The sequence below is a fragment of the Gordonia insulae genome (genome assembly GCF_003855095.1).
Classification (GTDB): Bacteria; Actinomycetota; Actinomycetes; order Mycobacteriales; family Mycobacteriaceae; genus Gordonia; species Gordonia insulae.
In genome coordinates this window covers 2,928,715-2,946,492 of sequence record NZ_CP033972.1, presented here as the reverse complement: position 1 = coordinate 2,946,492, position 17,778 = coordinate 2,928,715, and the positions used below count along the sequence as shown (strand labels likewise).

Sequence of the window (17,778 nt, the reverse complement as noted above, 5' to 3'; positions counted from 1 at the left end):
ATCGGACAACACCGTGTTTCGCTATCTCTGACAGACCTTAAAGGATTCTAAGTCGGGGTGACTGTCGATCGTGGGGTCGGCTGGGCAGATCGCACCGATTGGTCCGACCGGATGAATCGTCGGCGCCGGCCCCTAACGGCACTCGTCGGGCGCCGGTACGCCGCGCAGACGTCGGTCGAGCCAGTCGATGGCCGCCGGGTAGCCGATGACCGCGGCCGACACATGCTCGCCGAACACCTCGCGGTAGGCGGCCCGCGCGCCCAGACGACACTGCTCGCGGTACAGGGCCCGGGCGCCCGCCGCGGGAATCCACCACTCGTGCGTGCCCTGGTAGATATACAGGGGGACAACCGATTTGCGGTCCGACATGCGGGTGACGCGATAGATGCGTTCGGCGACCGGGGAATGGAACGGGTCCGGATCGCTGGACAGCAGCTGCATCGGCCAGAACGTCTGGCCGGCGATCGCGGCCGGGATGGTGCACACGTTCTTGAGTGGTGAGGTGGCCAACCATTGGGCGAAATCGTTCGCCAACGGCAGGATCTCGGTCCGCTCCCGGGCGATGCCGAACGTCGCCGCATGGAAGATGCCGGTCGCGAGGTTGGCGTTCATGCTGCCGACGAGCAGCCGGAAATCGGCCGGTACCCCGCCGAGGGCGGCGCCGACCACGCGCTGGGCGAGCTCCGGTGCGTAGCTCCCGAGGAGCTTGGTCGCACCGTTGGTGGCGATCGCGCCACCGGAGTACCCCGTCATCGCGATCCTGGACCGCCCGAACGCCTTCGGGTCCAGGGCGAGGGTTGCGCGAATCGCGTCGAGGACCACGTGACCGGCGACCACCGGCTCGGCGTAGGCCATCCGCGGGCCCTGGTGATCGGGGATGATCACGCCATAGCCGCGGGCCAATGCGAGTTGGGTGGTCGGAGGCAGCAGATCGGTCACATTGGTCGCAATCGAGAAGCCATGGGCGAGTGTGTATCCAGGGTTGCACGCGGTGCCGAGTGAATCGATGGGGAGATTGTTGACCAGTATCGGCCGCGGTCCGCCGCGATGCGGCGTACGTGGGACCAGGACGGTCGCCGTGCCGAATGACGGTGCGCCCGTCGCGTCCGTGCTGCGGAACTTCACGAGTCGGGCGCGTGCGATGGGTGCGGTCACCACCGGAGCAGCCGTCCCGGTCACATCTCGTGTGGCGATCACCTGACCTGGTTGCATCGATGACAGATCGGCCGGCCAACGGTCGAACATCGGATCGCCGGTCGCAGACGGCAGTATGGCCTCCCGCAACTCCAGTACTCGGTGCCCGAACCCTTTTGCCTGTGCGCGCAACGGGATTCGGGAGAGGCGTGGGAACGGAGGCGGTGGAACGGCGCCGTTGATCGCGTGCGGCACCTGAGGTGGGACCGGCATCATGTTGGGTGGTTCGCCGGTGGCAGGCCCCGGCGGCGCGGCGACCAGGAGTGCGGCCACGCCCAAGGCGAGTGCACCACCCCGGAAACGCAGGGCGACAGTGTAAGAGCGTGTCCGCATCATCGCGTACTCCCTCTCGGGTGTGAGGGGAATCCCCGTCGACCTCCTCACTGGCCGCAGCGTACGACGGCCGAAGGGACGTTCGTCTTGGACACACGACCGACTCGGGAAGCGTTATGTGATTGTGACGCCGATCACACCCGGCGGTCACCTGATGATGGGTGGCCTCGCCCGACCGTCGCCGGCGGTCAGCTGGTCATACTCCGTCAGCTGGTCATATACGGGGACACCGTGCTGCGGTGTTCGTCGATCTGCAAGGTGGCGCCGAGCGCGGGGAACGCCCGTTGCGCGCAGTTCTGCCGCTCGCAGACGCGACAACCCGCGCCGATCGGCGTGATCTGTGCCTGTGGGCCGATCTCGAGTCCGTCGGAGTAGATGACCCGGCCCGCATGTCGCAGTTCGCAGCCGAGGCCGATCGCGAAGGTCTTGCCCGGCTGCCCGTAGCGGGCGGCACGACGTTCGACCGTGCGCGCCACCCAGAAGTAGTCGCGGCCATCCGGCATCTCGGCGATCTGGGTGAGGATCTTGCCGGGCGAGGCGAATGTCTCGTAGACGTTCCACAGCGGGCACGTGCCGCCGCTCGACGAGAAGTGGAAGCCGGTGGCGGACTGCCGTTTCGACATGTTTCCCGCCCGATCGACACGCACGAACGACCACGGGATGCCGCGGAGGTTCGGGCGCTGCAGCGTGGAGAGGCGGTGGCAGATCGTCTCGTAGGAGACGGCGTAGAACGCCGACAGCCGTTCGATGTCGTATCGGAAATCCTCAGCTGCGCCATGGAATTGGCTGTAGGGCAACACGACCGCGGCGGCGAAGTAGTTGGCCAGGCCGAGCTGTGCGAGTGAGCGTGCCTCGTCACTGGTGAAGTTGCCGTCCTCGACCAGTTTCTCGAGCAGATCGCCGTACTCGAGGTAGCCGAGCTCGGCGGCGAGCTTCATGGTGCGCTGCCCCGCGGACAGTGCAGCGGAGAACTCCAGCCGGCGGGTGACCGGATCGAACCGGTGCAGCGTGTAGTCGCCGAGGTCGACCCGGCGCACGATGCTCACACCGTGCTTGTTCTCCAACCGGTTGCCGATCTCGCGCCGGATGTCGGCGGAGTGCATGCGCATCCGGACCGTCATCCCCTCGGCCGCCATGTCGAGTTCGTGGATGTAGTTGCGGCGCTGATAGAAGTAGTCGCGCACCTCCTCGTGCGGTGCGGTGATGGAACCCCGCATGCTGCGGTCCCCGCGTTCGTCGGTGGCCGCCGCGAGTTGGTCGGTGACGATCCGGTAGCGCTGGTGCAGGTTGACCATCGCCTGGGCGATCTCCGGGTGGGCGGCGACGACCGAGCTGATCTCGTGCGCGTCGACCGCCGCGGGCGCCGCCTCCACGTCGTCGTCGAGGAGGACCTCACGCAACTCGGCGACCAGTCGGACACTGTCCTGCGAGTCGAAGAACTCCTCGTCGATGCCGAAGACCTCGGTGATCTTCGACAGCACGGGTACGGTCAGCGGTCGCGCGTCGTGCTCGATCTGGTTCAGATAGGAGGGCGAGATGGACAGCGACTGGGCCAGGGCGACCTGCGACAGGCCTCGTTCCGACCGCAGCTGACGCAGCCGGGAACCGACGTAGGTCTTGGTCATGGGAACCACCTGCCGCACGATGCGCCCGCGCGTCCAGGGTACGGTGACCGCGTGCGTGTCCAGGCGTTGCGCGGGTGGGGGTACCCCGTCATCGGGATGACCGTCGCCGTGGTGACCTGTGCGGCTGTCGCGGGCTGCGGATCATCATCGGCCCCCGACGTCCCGCTCGCCGCCGCCGCCCCGGCAGATCTCCTGCTGACCCCCGATGACCTGCCCGGCGGGTTCGCGCCCACCCAACTGTCGGTCACCGATCTCGTCGCGGGCAACCGCGGCCCGATCGAATCGGCCACGTCCGCCGAGGTGACCCCGCCGGAGTGCCGGCCGACCGCGGACGCCGCCCTCAACCCGGAGCTCGACAAGTCGGATTCGGCCGTCCTCGCGGCCCGCAGCGAGTCGGCATCACTGGTCGAACTCGTCACGACCGTGCGCCGCGACATCGAGTCCGACATACGCGTCACCACCGGTCGGTGCGCGACCACCACCACACTGATCGGCACGGGCAACCTTCGCGGGACCCGCATCGTCACCCGATACACCGAGTTACCCGATCCGGACCTGGGTGACCGATCGTCGGCTCTCGAGCAATCGCTGGTGCTGCGGTCGTCGGTCACCACCACGTTGCCCGACGGCGCCGCGATGACGCAGGAGGGTTTTGCCGGATACGCGATCGTCGGCCGTCCCGGCGGCGGCTCGCTCACCGTCCAGCTCACCGTTGCCGGCGATACGCCTCCCGCTGCCATGCCCCCCGCGGTACCGCCTGCGCCGATGAGCGATGCGGCGTTCGGTGACCTCTTCGACGACGCGGTGAGTGCCGCCGCGAGCTGAATCGACCGCCTGCTCGACGTGAGAGCGGTCACACCGGAGCCCGGCCGCAGGCCTGTTCGTGTCCCGACCGGTGCGTCGATGCGGCCGGACGGCCCACCCGTCCGATCGGAGAAAAACGCAGTACGCGCGTACTTTTTGGCTCTCGGGCGCCTGGGCTTCACAACGACAGCTTCGCAAACTTTGCAAAACTTCGCCGAAGTATGGCCCGGTTTTGCACCAGAAAGGGATTGGACCTGCAGGTTTGTTCTGTGGCATCCTTGTCGCAGACGCCGCCGGAGAGCGCGGATTTGTTCGCACAATTCACGATCAGATTCACGAACCACTCGGCACCGTCTGTCAGCACACCGGCCCGGGCGCCACCGGGTCGAAGCAGGACAACGAAAGCGAAGTAGTCAATGAGCAACGTCGGAAAGCCACGTACCGCCGCGGAAATCCAGCAGGACTGGGATACCAACCCGCGTTGGAAGGGCATCACGCGCGATTACAGCGCCGAGTCGGTCGCCGAACTCCAGGGTTCGGTCGTCGAGGAGCAGACCCTCGCCCGCCGCGGCGCGGAGATCCTCTGGGAGGGCGTCAACGCCGGTGACGGCAGCTACATCAACGCGCTCGGCGCGCTGACCGGTAACCAGGCCGTCCAGCAGGTGCGCGCCGGCCTGAAGGCCGTCTACCTGTCGGGCTGGCAGGTCGCCGGCGATGCGAACCTGTCGGGTCACACCTACCCCGACCAGTCGCTGTACCCCGCGAACTCGGTGCCGTCGGTCGTGCGTCGCATCAACAACGCGCTGCTGCGCGCCGACGAGATCTCCCGCGTCGAGGGTGACACCTCGGTCGACAACTGGGTCGTGCCGATCGTCGCCGACGGTGAGGCCGGCTTCGGTGGCGCGCTCAACGTCTACGAGCTGCAGAAGGCCATGATCGCCGCGGGTGCCGCCGGTACCCACTGGGAGGATCAGCTCGCGTCGGAGAAGAAGTGCGGCCACCTCGGTGGCAAGGTGCTGATCCCGACCCAGCAGCACATCCGCACCCTGAGCTCGGCTCGCCTGGCCGCCGACGTCGCGGGTGTCCCGACCGTCGTCATCGCCCGTACCGACGCCGAGGCCGCGACCCTCATCACCTCCGATGTGGACGATCGTGACAAGCCGTTCGTGACCGGTGAGCGCACCGCCGAGGGCTACTACCACGTGAAGAACGGCATCGAGCCCTGCATCGCTCGCGCGAAGTCGTACGCCCCGTACGCCGACATGATCTGGATGGAGACCGGTACCCCCGATCTCGAGCTGGCTCGCAAGTTCGCCGAGTCGGTCAAGGCGGAGTTCCCGGATCAGCTGCTGTCCTACAACTGCAGCCCGTCCTTCAACTGGAGCAAGCACCTCGACGACAGCACCATCGCCAAGTTCCAGAACGAGCTCGGCGCCATGGGCTTCACCTTCCAGTTCATCACCCTGGCCGGCTTCCACTCGCTCAACTACGGCATGTTCGACCTTGCCTACGGTTACGCCCGCGAGCAGATGACCGCCTTCGTCGACCTGCAGAACCGTGAGTTCAAGGCAGCCGACGAGCGCGGCTTCACCGCCGTGAAGCACCAGCGTGAGGTCGGCGCCGGCTACTTCGACAACATCGCGACCACTGTCGATCCGACCAGCTCCACCACCGCGCTGAAGGGCTCGACCGAAGAGGGGCAGTTCCACTAGGAACGGCACTCGTCCGCCTCTCCGGAATACTTGGCGAACCAATCAGGCGGCCCGCGGCTACATTGCGGGCCGCCTGATTGGTGTCTCGGCCGGTTCAGCCCATACCCGAACAGGGTGCCCGCATCTCGCCAAATCTGATGTCAGGTAATGCAATTCAAGGAGCTTGTCATGGCCAGCCAGAAAGTATCCCGGGTCGGCGTCATCGGCGCGGGCCAGATGGGTGCCGGCATCGCCGAGGTCTGTGCCCGCGCACACGCCGACGTCCTGGTCTACGAGTCCACCCGTGAACTCGCCGCGGCCGGTCGCGCACGCATCCTGCGCTCGCTCGACCGTGGTGTGTCGAGCGGCAAACTGACCGAGCGGGAACGCGAGCAGGCATCGTGGCGACTCCGCTTCACCTCGGACCTCGGTGACTTCGCCGACCGGCAGCTCGTCTGTGAGGCGGTCGTTGAAGACGAGGCGGTCAAGACGGAGATCTTCACGGCACTCGACAAGGTCGTCACCGACCCGGACGCGGTGCTCGCCTCCAACACCTCGTCCATTCCGATCATGAAGCTGGGCATGGCGACTCAGAACGCGCACCGCGTGATCGGCATGCACTTCTTCAATCCCGTGCCCGTGCTCCCGCTGGTCGAGCTGGTCACCACGCTGACGACCACGCCGGAGGTCACCGAGCGGGCCGAGGCCTTTGCGCACGACATCCTCGGCAAGCAGGTCGTCCGGTCCTCGGACCGCTCCGGATTCGTCGTCAACGCGTTGCTCGTCCCCTACCTCCTCTCGGCGATTCGCATGGTGGAGAGTGGTTTTGCCACCGTCGAGGACATCGACAAGGCCATGGTGCTGGGGTGTGCACATCCGATGGGGCCACTCAAGCTCACCGACCTCGTCGGCCTCGACATGGTGAAGGCCATCGCCGACAAGATGTACGACGAGTTCAAGGAGCAGCTCTACTCGCCGCCGCCGCTGCTGTTGCGCATGGTCGAGGCGGGCCGGCTCGGCAAGAAGTCCGGCCACGGGTTCTACCGGTACGCCGAGATCGGTTCGAGTGGATAGCCCCGCGACGACCGGCGGATTTGTCGATTGTGTAGACAACAGATCAAGAGAAAGTGACATCTACCACGCCTGTTAGCAGAATGCTTGCATTTGCTAGCAGATCGTGGATACTGGATTGTGGAACGAGGGAAAGACCGATGCGCCGGTCGACATCCATGGCAGTGTCGGTGATCTGAGGGGTGATCACTTGATAGTCCTTGTGTCGCAACGTAATCGGTGACATCACCAATCGACCACAATCCAATGAGGAGTTCACTATGAGTGAATCAACACGCACACTTGCCAATCCGATCTACGCCGCCGTTGGTGCCGGTGACTACGTCGTCGCCCAGTTCAACGACATCGTCGCGCAGCTGCGCGAGCGCACCGAAACCGTGAGCGAGACCGCTCAGACCCGCATCGAGGAGACCCGCTCGGCTGCCGAGGCGCGCCTCGAGAAGGCCGTCGAAGATGCCAAGAGCACCTTCGAGGACACCAAGACCCGCTTCAACACGCTTCCCGAGGACGTGCCCGCCGGCATCGAGGAGCTGCGCGGCAAGCTGACCAGCGATGAGCTGCGCAAGGCTGCCGAAAGCTACCTCGACAGCGCGACCGAGTTCTACAACTCGCTCGCCGAGCGCGGTGAGGAGACCGTCGAGCGTCTGCGTCAGCAGCCGCTGGTCCAGGAGAATCTGGATCGTGCGGAGAAGGTCTACAACGACGCCGTCGATCTGACCGAGGACACCCTCGGTGTGGTCTCCTCGCAGACCCGTACCGTCGGCGAGCGTGCCGCCAAGCTGGCCGGCCGCGTGAGCGGCAAGGTCGAGGACGTGGCGATCGACGCCACCGACGCGATCGAGGACGCCGCCAGCGATGCAGCCTCGGCGATCGAGGATGCCGGTCAGTCGTTCAAGGCCCAGACCGCGGATGCCGCCGATGAGATCAGTGGCGCCGCAGGCACTGTCGAGGGCAAGGCGCGCACCGCCAACTCCTCGCCGGCCAAGAAGGTCGCTGCTGCCAAGAAGGCTCCGGCCAAGAAGGCGCCGGCGAAGAAGGCTCCCGCCAAGAAGGCGACCAGCTGATCTGAGATAGATTCTCGACCAAAACATCTCGGCCCCGCACACCCGATGGGTGGGCGGGGCCGAGTGCTGTCCGGGTGTCAGGGACGCGGTGAGTGGATGGTGAGCACCGCGGTCGCGCCCGCCGCGCTGTGGTAGGTGTGTTCGACATCGCTGATCCATTGCAGCGTCTCGCCCGGCCCCGCGTGCCGTTCGGCGCCCAGTCGGCCGGCGTCGAGTTCGCCGGCCACCACGTGAACGTTCTCGGTCACCCCGGCGCCGTGTGCGGGGGAGGTGCGGACACCGCCTGGGCGCACCCGTAACCAGAAGACCTCGGTGGTTGCACCGTCGGGGTGGTGCTCGACGTGCAGGATCTGCGCGTGCAGGAACTCCCCACTGCCTTCGGTGCCCGCGTCCTCGTCGAGCAGGGCGGTCAACGGCACACCGAGGGGTCCGGCGACGGCGTAGAGGGTATCCAGCGTCGGGTTACGTTGCCCGGATTCGATTTCCGAGAGTGACCCCTTGCCGATGCGGGCTCGCCGAGCGAGTTCCGACAGCGAGAAGCCGCGATCGGCCCGGATCGCGGCGATCCGGTTGCCGACGGCATGCCGGCGCTGCTCCACGGTCACTGTCCGTCCTCACTGTCGTCCCCGATCATAGCGTTCTGTTTACGGAACGTCTCGGGTATGGTCGCTCGGGTGACCACCACAGCACCCTCCCGGCTGCAGCAGCCGATCGTCGCGGGAATCGTCACCGCGCTCGTCGGATTCACCTCGTCGTTCGCGGTGGTCATCGCGGGTCTCCGGGCCGTAGGAGCCAGCGCCGAGCAGGCCGCGTCCGGCCTCCTGGCGCTGACGGTGATCTTCGGGCTGGGCATCGTCGTGCTCAGTGTCCGTACCCGGGCGCCGATCACGCTGGCCTGGTCGACGCCCGGCGCAGCGCTGCTGGCCAGCATGGCGGCGTCGTATCACGCGGGCTGGGCGGCGGCGGTGGGTGCCTTCGTGGTGGTCGGTGTGCTGATCGTGGTGACGGGACTCGTGCCGGCCCTGGGGGACCTGATCTCGCGGATTCCGACTCCCATCGCGCAGGCGATGCTGGCCGGCGTGCTGATCACGCTCTGCCTGGCGCCGATGCGATCGCTGGTCGACGCACCTGTGCTGACGATCCCGGTGCTGGTGGTCTGGCTGGCGGCCACCCGATGGCTGCCCCGCTGGGCGCTGCCACTGGCCATGGTCACGGCGCTGGTGGTCATCGGTGTCCACGTGGCGGTCAATGGCGCCGACGATGCAGCACCGACGAATTGGCTTCCGTCGCTGACCTTCACCGTGCCGGAGCTGGACCTCGCCGCGATCGTCGGGCTCGCGGTGCCCCTGTTCATCGTGACGATGGCGTCCCAGAACATCCCGGGCGTGGCGGTGCTCTCGTCGTTCGGCTACGCCACCCCGTGGCGTGCCGCGATGACGGTCACGGGCGTCGGCACCATCGTCGCGGCGCCGTTCGGCGGTCACGCGATCAACCTCGCCGCCCTGTCGGCGGCACTCGCCGCCGGCGACGAGGCCGGCCCGGATCGATCTCGACGCTGGATCGCCGGCGTCTCCGCGGGGATCACCTATCTGGTGTTGGCCGCATTGTCCGGGGTCCTGGTCACCATCGCGGCAATCGCGCCGGGAGGTTTGGTGGAAGCCGTTGCCGGACTGGCACTTCTGGGAACCTTCGCAGCGGCGATCGTCGGCGCGTTCACCGCCGTCGAGACCCGTGTGCCCGCCGCGCTGACCTTTGTCGCCGCGGCGTCCGGAGTGACCTTCTTCGGCATCGGCGGTGCGTTCTGGGGTCTGGTGATCGGGTTGGTCGCACACGCGGTGCTTCGAGTGGGGAAATCGGCGGAGACCGACGGGTAGATTCCCGGATTGCTGTTCGGAGGGTCGAAGTCTGCGAGCGGAGCCGATCGGATCAGAGGCGCAGTGGAACGTCGCCCGGGTTGGAACCCGTTGCTGGCGTACGCCTCACTCCGTCAGCGCCGCAACCCGCTTCTTCTCCGCCTCGACGTCGAAGTCGGCTTTCGGCCAGTCGAGGTCCAGGCCTTTCAGGGCGTGAATGAGGAGTTCGCAGATCGACAGTCGGGCAAACCATTTGCGGTCCGACGGGATGAGGAACCATGGTGCGGCGTCGCTGTCGCAACGGTCGAAGATCGCCTGATAGGCCTCGAGGTAGTCGTCCCAGAAGCCGCGCTCGTCGATGTCGCCTGGGTTGTACTTCCAGTGCTTGTCGGGACGCTCGAGGCGCTCGGCGAGTCGGGCCTTCTGTTCGGCCTTCGACACCACCATGGCGCACTTGATGATCGTCGTGCCCGAGGCGACGAGGTCGCGCTCGAACTGGTTGATCATCTCGTATCGCTTCTCCCACTCGGACTTCGGGATGAGATTGTGCACGCGCACGGGCAGGACGTCTTCGTAGTGCGAGCGGTCGAAGATACCGATTCGTCCGCCGGGCGGCAACGCACGATGGATCCGCCAGAGGAAGTCGTGGGACAGCTCCTCCGGAGTGGGCTTGCCGAAGCCCCGGATGGTGAGGCCCTGCGGATCGACGAGTCCGCCCACGTGGCGGACGATACCGCCCTTGCCCGCGGTGTCCATGCCCTGCAGCACCAGGAGTACCGACCGATGATCGCCGCTACGGCCGTTGGCGTACAACAACTCCTGCAGATCGGCCAACACTGCGCCGCGCTCACTGAGCAGTGCGGTACCGGAGTCCTTGTCCCCGGTGAAACCCGGCGTGCTCGACGGGTCGAACGCGGCGATCGGCCCGGTCACCGTCACGCGCAGAGCCTCCTCGGGCGGTGTGCCCCATCCTGCGGTCTTGGTGTGTTTGCCCATCGAACTGCCTCCTCGTTGTGGCGTGCTCGCTGCGGTCAGACGACCTGGTCGGCGGAGGCGGTCGACGGCGGGAACAGGGGACCCCCGCCGAACGCGCCCCGATGTGAGTCCGGAGGCGTGCCGTCGTTGTTCGTGATCCCGTATCCCGCACCGAGTTCCGACGTGACCAGGGTGTGGCCATTGTGGTCGGAGAGCCGGGGATCGTCGGCGAGCGCCGCGATCACCCGGCCGACGAACTCGGGGTCCTCGGCACGCTGCAACGAGAAACCGGCGAACTCGTCGATCCCCAGGGAGAGTAGGAGTTCGGTGCGGATGAGGCCGAGCCACAAGGACACCGCGGTCACCCCGGTGCCGGCGAGTTCGTGTCCCATGTCGAAGGCCATCTTGTCGAGGGCCGCCTTGCTCATGCCGTAGAGCACCGAATGCAGGTGCCCGCGGGAACCGAAGGAAGAGATCGAGGCGATCAGGCCGCTGCCGCGACTCACCATCATCCGCGCGGCATGCGTCGAGGCGACGTAGTGCGCTCGGAGGCCGACCCCGATCAGCGTGTCCCAGTCATCGACCGGGCGTTCCCAGAATCGGTCGGAGAAGCCCCCGAAACCACGCGGTGCCGCCCACGCGTTGTTGACGAGCAGATCGAGCCCGTCGGCGTCCCGTCCGATCTGTGCGAACACCTCGGCGACGGCGTCGTCGTCGGTGTGGTCACAGGTCAGCGGGATCGTGCCGTCCGGACCGGACCCGTGTCGAGAGGTGACATAGACGGTCCAGCCGTCGGCGACGAGCGCTGCCGCCACACCCTGCCCGACCCCGCGACTACCGCCGGTGACCAGCGCGGTACGGCTCATTCGTCGTCCCTTCCCCGGGCGTCCACTGATGTGAGATCCCCTACCGGATGTCATCGATGATCTCGTCGTCGACGACGATGTCGTCGTCCCCGACCTGGTCGGGCGGTTCCGGCATCTGTGGCGGTGCCGCCATGAACGCCTCGCGGGAGCCCTTGTACGACGCGATGCCCACGATGGACGTCCACGACAGCATCGTGAGGTAGTCGATCAGGTCGTTCACCGGGATCGCGCGCGTGGTCATCCACCAGTCCACCGCCCGCTGGATGCCGCCGACCAGGGCGTTGGACCAGACCTCGGCACCGGAGGTGTCGGCGTCGCGTTCGGTCATCCGCAGCACGATGACGCTGGTCATCAACTGGGCTACCAGGCGTTCCGAGTCGGCCGTGGCCGTCGACGACGGCGCACTGGTCAACGCGAACTTGTACAGATTCGGTTCGTCGGCGACCGCGTGCACGTACACGCTGATGGCCGTGCGGGTCAGCGTGTACTCGTCGACGTCGTCGGTGATCGCCTCGGTCAGTCGCGGTAGCAGGATGGTCTCGAAGAATCGCACCGCGGTCGCCACGCCGAGGTCGTTCTTGTCGGTGAAGTAGCGGTACAGAACGGTTTTCGACACACCGATGTGGGCGGCGATCTCGTCCATCCCGGCATCGGCACCGAGCGCGCGCACCGCATCCATCGTGCCGTCGGTGAGTTCGGTTCGTCGGGCGGCCTTGTGCTTCTCCCAGCGCTGACGCCGCCCGTCCGGCTTGTCCACGACCTCGGTCACCGTCGTCAGCAACGCGTGCTCGAGGCCCCGCGTGACATTCGCGGCGGCGGCCACCGCGGCTCGCGCCGCGGCGGCGGGACTCGGGCGATTGGCCATCACCTGGCCAGCCTAGTGGGTGGCGGGTAAAACTGGTCCAATGGCATCAACAGTCATTTCGGACGTTTCCGGTGGACCGGAGCGGCCATCCGCGGACGACCCGCCGCGGACCTCACCCGGCTTTGGTGCCGACACCGCAGGCGACGCATCGCGACGTCGAGACCTGCGGCGGATGAAGGTCGTCGCAACCGGTTTCCTGGTCTTCGCGGCCATCGTCTACCTGTTCACCCGGTATCTCGAGCACCGCGACGGCACCGACGTCGCCGGTTGGGTCGGCTATGTGCGGGCGGCCTCGGAGGCCGGCATGGTCGGCGCTCTGGCCGACTGGTTCGCGGTCACCGCGTTGTTCAAACATCCGCTGGGTCTGCCGATCCCGCACACCGCGCTGATCCGCAAGAAGAAGGACGACATCGGCGACCAGCTCGGTGGCTTCATCGAAGAGAACTTCATGACGCCGGAGGTGATCGAGTATCGGGCGACGAGCCTCGAATTGCCGCGCCGACTGTCCACGTGGTTGGCCGATCCGGTCAATGCGCCGCGGGTGTCCGACGAGGCCGCGAGGCTGATCTCCCTGGCGTCGGAGATGTTGCGTGACGAAGACGTCGAGAAGCTGATCATGTACGCGATCAAGTGGGCGGGCGAACCGGAATGGGCGCAGCCGCTCGGTCGGATCCTCGAGCAACTCATCGCCGAGGATCGCCTGGAGCCGGTCTTCCAGCTGGCCTGCGACCGCGCGCACGACTGGGCACTCGGCAGCCAGGACGTCATCGACCGGGTGGTCGATCAGGACGTGGGACCGTCGTGGAAGCCCAAGTTCGTCAACGTGATGCTCGGCGACAAGATCTACCGTGAGCTCGTCGACTTCACCTACAAGGTGCGCACCGACCCGGACCATCAGTTGCGCCGGTCCATGCACAAGTTCGTCGAGCAGTTCGCCGATGACCTGCAGCACGACCCCGAGATGATCGCTCGGTTCGAGGGCATCAAGCAGGAACTCATCGGGCGTGACGAGGTCTCCGACGCGGCGTCGACGGCCTGGAAGACGGGCAAGGCCGTCATCGAGCAGATGCTCACGGATCCGAACAGCACGCTGCGGAACTCGTTGTCGGATGCGGTGATCCAGCTTGCGATCCGGATCCGCGACGACCGTCCGCTGCAGGAGAAGATGAATGGCTGGGTGGCCCGGGCCGCCCGGCACGTCGCGGTCAACTACTCGCAGGAGATCATCTCGGTCATCACCGAGACCGTTCGCGGCTGGGACGCCGACGACACCAGCCGCAAGATCGAACTCCAGGTCGGGCGTGACCTGCAGTTCATCCGGATCAACGGCACCGTCGTCGGAGCGTTGGCCGGCCTGGCGATCTACACGGTGTCGGTGCTGATCTTCGGGTAGGGCAGGGTCCGCGTTCTCGGACTTTCGACGACGACGGCTAACACCCTGCTTGCACCAGCTAGCACCGCCGCAGATACTGGTCACCAGGAACCGGGGCGAGCGGAGCGACGGGGAATGCGCCGGGGCGAGCGGAGCGACGGGGAACGCGCCGGGGCGAGCGGAGCGACGGGGAATGCGCCGGGGCGAGCGGAGCGACGGGGAATGCGCCGGGGCGAGCGGAGCGACGGGGAATGTGACAGGAGCGTGATGGAACCGCAGGAGAACGAACTGCCCGAGCCGGTCGACGGTGACGAGCCGTCGGCCGACGACGACAGTTCGGCCGGTCCGGTCGAAGCGGTCGAGGCCGTGGCGTCGGCCGCCGGCGACGCGGTCGCCACCGCAGCCCAGGACATCGGCGGATTCATCCGCTCACAGCGGGTGGCGGCCGAGGTGTCGCTGCGGCAGCTGGCTGAGCGAGCGGGTGTGAGCAACCCGTATCTCAGCCAGATCGAGCGTGGTCTGCGCAAGCCTTCGGCCGATGTCCTCGCGCAGATCGCGAAGGGCCTGCGGCTGTCTGCAGAGGTGCTGTACGTTCGCGCCGGGATCCTCGAGGAACGGCCGGCGAGCCCCGTCCGCGACGCACTGCTCGCGGACGATTCGATCAGCGAACGCCAGAAGCAGATGCTGCTGGAGATCTATGAGTCGTTCCGAAGAGAGAACATCGACGCCAAGGAGTGAATCCATGCCGGAGAACCCATTGACCCCCGTCATCGAACAGGTGACGGCACTGCTCACAGATCTGCGCGAACGCAGCGAAGCCGCCGGTGAAGAAGCCCAGAAGCGGCTCGGCAAGGCGCAGACCAAGGCCCAGAGCAGGGTCGACGAGACCAGGGACTCCGCGCTGGCCATCTTCGAGGACGCGAGGACCAGGCTCTCGGCGCTGCCGGTGGAGCTGCCCGCCGACATCGACGATCTCGTCGCCCGGTTCGGCCCCGATGAACTCCGGAAGGTGGCCGAGGCGTATCTCGCGGTCGCCGCGGGTCTGCTGACCGCATTGTCCGAGCGCGGCGAAGAAGTCGTCGGTCGGCTCAAGTCGCAGCCGCTCGTCGAGGAGAACCTGCCGAAGCTGGAGAAGGTCTACAACGACGCGGTCGGCATCACCGAGGAGGCACTCGGCAGCATCTCGGGACAAACGCGCGCAGTAGGGGAGCGGGCCGCGGCGTTGGCCGGTCTGACCACGAGCAAGGCCGACGAGGTGGTGCTCGAACCGGCGAAGAAGGTTGTCGCGAAGACACTTCCCGGCACGAAGGCCCCGGCCAAGACGGCCCCGGCCAAGAAGGCCCCCGCGAAGAAGGTAGCGGCGACGAAGGCCCCCGCGACGAAGGTCCCCGCGAAGAAGGCGGCAGCGAAGAAGACTCCGGCCACGAAGGCGGCGGCAAAGAAGACTCCGGCCACGAAGGCGGGAGCGAAGAAGACCGCGGCGAAGAAGACCGCAGCGAAGAAGATCGCAGCGAAGAAGACCGCAGCCAAGAAGACCGCAGCCAAGAAGGCGCCGGCGAAGAAAGCCGCATCGGGGCGGACCGCGCGTAAGCGGTCCTGACCGGGCGTGACCAACACTGACGGGTTCGTCCGGATCGCGGAGTCCGTCGACATGTCTAAGCTGGTGTCGTGGATCTACTGAGTGTGATGGCCTACGGGCAAAACCTGATCCTGCTGGCCCTGACGGTCATCGCGGGTGTCGCATCGGCGGTGGCGCTGGTTCATGCTGCCGTGCAGCGTTCCGATGCTTTTCCGGCCGTCGACCGGCAGAGCAAAGTCATCTGGGTGTCGATCCTGGCGGCGGCGACCCTGTTCATCTGGCTGTTCGGAGCGGTGAACTTCCTCGGCCTGATCGGTGTCGTCGCGATGCTCGTCTACCTGGTGGATGTGCGTCCGCGCGTCGATTCCATCCAGGGCAAGTCCTGGTTCAGCAAGAAGGCATGACAGGGCGAGCGAAGCGTCCGGGACAGTGACGAACTGCTGCTCGCACATGACGCGGGCCGACGACTCCGGGGCCCGCACCGGGCGGGTCGCCGTCGGCGACGCACGCGACTGAATAGACTGGCGAAGTGGCCGAGTATCGGATCAACGACCTGGCACAGGCGTCCGGGGTCAGCGTGCGCAACATCCGCGTCTATCAAGACCGCGGATTGCTGCCGCCGCCGACGATCAGAGGACGCACCGGGTGGTACTCCGACGAGCACCTGGTCCGTCTGAACCTGATCTCCCGCATGCTCGAGCGTGGGTACACGTTCGCGACGATCAGCGAGTTGCTGCACGCCGCCCACCACGGCATGCGGGTGGAACAGATCTTCCGGGGCGCTCCGAAGAGCGGCCGTTTCCGCAACTTCAAACGTGCCGCCACGATCACCATCACCGAGCTGCGCAAGACCCTCAACGCCAGCGACCGGTCGATCGCGCTCAGCCAGAAGCTGGGACTGCTCGCCAAGGACGGCGCGCACTACGCGATTCGCAACCCGGAGCTGCTGGAAGGGGCCGAGACGCTGGTCAAGGCGGGTGTCGACATCGATGTACTACTGGACCGATGGGTCCGGGTGCAGGACGACCTCGAGGACGTCGCCAAGAGTTTCGTGTCGATCATCACCGACAAGTACTTCGACGAGAACCTGCCCGACCTGGGTGAGGAACAGGTCAGCAAGATGGCCGAGCTGATCCAGACGGTCCGGCCGATGGCCCACGAGATCGTCGAGTCGACGTTCCGGCAGGCGCTCGACAAGCAGATCTCCGTCGCGATCGGTGAGGCCAGCACGTATTTCGACGCATCGTCGCCGGAACTCCTGGCGCAGGACGGGATGCTCGACGACGCGGCCGAATCCGGGACCGAGGACGACGCGGGCGTCGACCGGGTGGGCTTCGACGCCGCCGACGGGGCACGTAGCGTGGTCGACCGAACCGACTGACACATCGGCGTCGGTGCAAGGGGGAGAGATGAACAGACGATCAGTGGCGATCGCGACGGGCGCAGTCGTGGCAGCCGGAGTAGGGGCCGTCGCCGTGGGCGTCGGAACGATCTTCGCGGGCCTGCTGCGCGACGCCTTCCGCGCCGAGCAGGCCGTGGACGACGGCCCCGACGAACTGCTCAGCGCGCCGTCGGCCGAGCCGCAGCGGATCGCGGTGACCACAGTCGACGGGGCCCGCCTCAACGTCGAGCGTTACGGCCCCGACGCCGACCCCGACGCCGACATCGTCGTCATGGTCCACGGCTGGACGTGCAACGTCGCGTACTGGTACCCGCAGATCAATCACCTGGCCGAGACACGCCCGGTGGTGGCCTACGACCAGCGCGGCCACGGGCGCAGCGATCTGGGCCGGGCCCGGCCGACCATCGCGATGCTCGGGCAGGACCTCGACGCCGTGCTCGCCGAGGTCGTCCCGGAGGGACGCCGCGCGGTCCTCGTCGGCCACAGCATGGGCGGCATGACGATCATGTCCTGGGCGGCGCAGAACCCCGAGAAGGTGGGGACGCTGGTCTCCGGGGTGGCACTCACCTCGACCGCGGCGAAGGCGGTCCTGCAGAACCATCTGCTGATCCCCGTCGACCTGCCGCGCTACACCAAGCCCTTCGAGGCCACCGTGGGAAAGCTCTTCACGTCGACCCCGATGCCGATCCCGCACACGCCGTACGGCGCCCGGCTCTCGCACTACATCGCGCTCGGACCGAACGCACGGCGTTCGCATGTTGAGTTCGTCGACGAGATGATCGCGACCTGCCCGCCCCGATCGCGTGCCGGATGGGGATCGGCCATGGGCAAGCTCGACGTCACCGCGGGCCTCGACGCCCTGACCGTCCCGACCACGGTGATCGTCGGCACCGATGACCGTCTCACCCCGCCGGTGCATGCTGAACAGATGGCAGAAGTGTTGCAGCGCAACGGAAATCTGCGCGAGTTGCTGGTCCTCGACGGTGTCGGCCACATGTCGAGCATCGAGGCCGGCGTGCGGTTCAACGAGATCCTCGACGAGATCCTGGCGGACACGGCGCGCACGTCGTCCTCCGTCGGCTGA

Annotated in this window: 17 protein-coding genes; 11 read left to right on the top strand and 6 right to left on the bottom strand. The window is 66.8% G+C overall.

The features are described from left to right. Nucleotides 1-132: 132 nt before the first annotated feature. Both D7316_RS13455 and ramB read right to left on the bottom strand, forming a co-directional pair. Nucleotides 133-1,530: a lipase family protein gene (locus D7316_RS13455; RefSeq protein WP_232016899.1), complete on the bottom strand. Its 1,398-nt coding sequence runs from the start codon at nt 1,528-1,530 to the stop codon at nt 133-135. 203 nt (nt 1,531-1,733) lie between these two features. Next, nucleotides 1,734-3,152: an acetate metabolism transcriptional regulator RamB gene (ramB, locus tag D7316_RS13450; RefSeq protein WP_124708691.1), complete on the bottom strand. Its 1,419-nt coding sequence runs from the start codon at nt 3,150-3,152 to the stop codon at nt 1,734-1,736. Between the two features lie 51 nt (nt 3,153-3,203). Between ramB and D7316_RS13445 the strand changes: the two genes are divergently transcribed. The 4 genes from D7316_RS13445 (at nt 3,204) to D7316_RS13430 (ending at nt 7,782) form a co-directional block, all read left to right on the top strand. After that, the gene (locus D7316_RS13445; RefSeq protein WP_232016898.1) at nt 3,204-3,977 is read left to right on the top strand and encodes a hypothetical protein; all 774 of its coding nucleotides are present in this window, start codon (nt 3,204-3,206) and stop codon (nt 3,975-3,977) included. A gap of 395 nt (nt 3,978-4,372) precedes the next feature. Then, a complete protein-coding gene (gene aceA, locus D7316_RS13440; protein ID WP_124708690.1) occupies nt 4,373-5,668 on the top strand; it encodes an isocitrate lyase in 1,296 nt (431 codons plus the stop codon). Nucleotides 5,669-5,836: 168 nt separating this feature from the next. After that, nucleotides 5,837-6,721, top strand: coding sequence for a 3-hydroxybutyryl-CoA dehydrogenase (locus D7316_RS13435; protein ID WP_124708689.1), 885 nt, complete (start codon nt 5,837-5,839; stop codon nt 6,719-6,721). A gap of 257 nt (nt 6,722-6,978) precedes the next feature. Further along, on the top strand, nt 6,979-7,782 hold the full coding sequence (locus tag D7316_RS13430) for a heparin-binding hemagglutinin (RefSeq protein ID WP_124708688.1): 804 nt from the start codon (nt 6,979-6,981) through the stop codon (nt 7,780-7,782). A gap of 77 nt (nt 7,783-7,859) precedes the next feature. On the opposite strand, the gene D7316_RS13425 is transcribed toward D7316_RS13430, so the two are convergent. Beyond that, nucleotides 7,860-8,387, bottom strand: coding sequence for a helix-turn-helix domain-containing protein (locus D7316_RS13425; RefSeq protein ID WP_124708687.1), 528 nt, complete (start codon nt 8,385-8,387; stop codon nt 7,860-7,862). 57 nt (nt 8,388-8,444) lie between these two features. Here D7316_RS13425 and D7316_RS13420 point away from each other — a divergent pair, with 57 nt between their 5' ends. After that, complete coding sequence (locus D7316_RS13420) at nt 8,445-9,656, top strand: benzoate/H(+) symporter BenE family transporter (protein ID WP_408610005.1); 1,212 nt, start codon at nt 8,445-8,447, stop codon at nt 9,654-9,656. Nucleotides 9,657-9,761: 105 nt separating this feature from the next. Here the strand turns inward: D7316_RS13420 and D7316_RS13415 are convergent, their stop codons facing one another. From D7316_RS13415 to D7316_RS13405, 3 genes are read right to left on the bottom strand one after another with little or no spacing between them, the layout of a single operon-like run. Continuing rightward, nucleotides 9,762-10,631: a polyphosphate kinase 2 family protein gene (locus D7316_RS13415; protein WP_124708685.1), complete on the bottom strand. Its 870-nt coding sequence runs from the start codon at nt 10,629-10,631 to the stop codon at nt 9,762-9,764. A gap of 35 nt (nt 10,632-10,666) precedes the next feature. Further along, the gene (locus tag D7316_RS13410) at nt 10,667-11,476 is read right to left on the bottom strand and encodes an SDR family NAD(P)-dependent oxidoreductase (protein ID WP_124708684.1); all 810 of its coding nucleotides are present in this window, start codon (nt 11,474-11,476) and stop codon (nt 10,667-10,669) included. A gap of 40 nt (nt 11,477-11,516) precedes the next feature. Next, a complete protein-coding gene (locus D7316_RS13405; RefSeq protein ID WP_124711323.1) occupies nt 11,517-12,341 on the bottom strand; it encodes a TetR/AcrR family transcriptional regulator in 825 nt (274 codons plus the stop codon). A gap of 40 nt (nt 12,342-12,381) precedes the next feature. On the opposite strand from D7316_RS13405, the gene D7316_RS13400 reads away from it, so the two are divergent. From D7316_RS13400 to D7316_RS13375, 6 genes are all read left to right on the top strand, one after another. After that, nucleotides 12,382-13,734 carry a DUF445 domain-containing protein gene (locus D7316_RS13400; RefSeq protein ID WP_124708683.1) on the top strand — a complete coding sequence of 451 codons (1,353 nt, stop codon included), beginning with the start codon at nt 12,382-12,384 and terminating at the stop codon, nt 13,732-13,734. Nucleotides 13,735-13,980: 246 nt separating this feature from the next. Next, complete coding sequence (locus D7316_RS13395) at nt 13,981-14,451, top strand: helix-turn-helix domain-containing protein (RefSeq protein ID WP_124708682.1); 471 nt, start codon at nt 13,981-13,983, stop codon at nt 14,449-14,451. Between the two features lie 4 nt (nt 14,452-14,455). Continuing rightward, on the top strand, nt 14,456-15,313 hold the full coding sequence (locus D7316_RS13390) for a histone H1-like repetitive region-containing protein (protein WP_124708681.1): 858 nt from the start codon (nt 14,456-14,458) through the stop codon (nt 15,311-15,313). Nucleotides 15,314-15,399: 86 nt separating this feature from the next. Then, nucleotides 15,400-15,696 carry a DUF2516 family protein gene (locus D7316_RS13385; protein WP_124711322.1) on the top strand — a complete coding sequence of 99 codons (297 nt, stop codon included), beginning with the start codon at nt 15,400-15,402 and terminating at the stop codon, nt 15,694-15,696. Nucleotides 15,697-15,821: 125 nt separating this feature from the next. Then, nucleotides 15,822-16,673: a MerR family transcriptional regulator gene (locus D7316_RS13380; RefSeq protein ID WP_232016897.1), complete on the top strand. Its 852-nt coding sequence runs from the start codon at nt 15,822-15,824 to the stop codon at nt 16,671-16,673. 28 nt (nt 16,674-16,701) lie between these two features. Next, nucleotides 16,702-17,778, top strand: coding sequence for an alpha/beta fold hydrolase (locus D7316_RS13375; protein ID WP_124708680.1), 1,077 nt, complete (start codon nt 16,702-16,704; stop codon nt 17,776-17,778).

Coding starts and splice junctions, on each gene's coding strand:
- D7316_RS13395 (WP_124708682.1), top strand. CDS start 13,981: ATGGAACCGCAGGAGAACGAACTGCCCGAGCCGGTCGACGGTGACGAG.
- D7316_RS13455 (WP_232016899.1), bottom strand. CDS start 1,530: ATGATGCGGACACGCTCTTACACTGTCGCCCTGCGTTTCCGGGGTGGT.
- D7316_RS13400 (WP_124708683.1), top strand. CDS start 12,382: ATGGCATCAACAGTCATTTCGGACGTTTCCGGTGGACCGGAGCGGCCA.
- aceA (WP_124708690.1), top strand. CDS start 4,373: ATGAGCAACGTCGGAAAGCCACGTACCGCCGCGGAAATCCAGCAGGAC.
- D7316_RS13375 (WP_124708680.1), top strand. CDS start 16,702: ATGAACAGACGATCAGTGGCGATCGCGACGGGCGCAGTCGTGGCAGCC.
- D7316_RS13415 (WP_124708685.1), bottom strand. CDS start 10,631: ATGGGCAAACACACCAAGACCGCAGGATGGGGCACACCGCCCGAGGAG.
- D7316_RS13385 (WP_124711322.1), top strand. CDS start 15,400: ATGGCCTACGGGCAAAACCTGATCCTGCTGGCCCTGACGGTCATCGCG.
- D7316_RS13390 (WP_124708681.1), top strand. CDS start 14,456: ATGCCGGAGAACCCATTGACCCCCGTCATCGAACAGGTGACGGCACTG.
- D7316_RS13430 (WP_124708688.1), top strand. CDS start 6,979: ATGAGTGAATCAACACGCACACTTGCCAATCCGATCTACGCCGCCGTT.
- ramB (WP_124708691.1), bottom strand. CDS start 3,152: ATGACCAAGACCTACGTCGGTTCCCGGCTGCGTCAGCTGCGGTCGGAA.
- D7316_RS13420 (WP_408610005.1), top strand. CDS start 8,445: ATGGTCGCTCGGGTGACCACCACAGCACCCTCCCGGCTGCAGCAGCCG.
- D7316_RS13405 (WP_124711323.1), bottom strand. CDS start 12,341: ATGGCCAATCGCCCGAGTCCCGCCGCCGCGGCGCGAGCCGCGGTGGCC.
- D7316_RS13435 (WP_124708689.1), top strand. CDS start 5,837: ATGGCCAGCCAGAAAGTATCCCGGGTCGGCGTCATCGGCGCGGGCCAG.
- D7316_RS13410 (WP_124708684.1), bottom strand. CDS start 11,476: ATGAGCCGTACCGCGCTGGTCACCGGCGGTAGTCGCGGGGTCGGGCAG.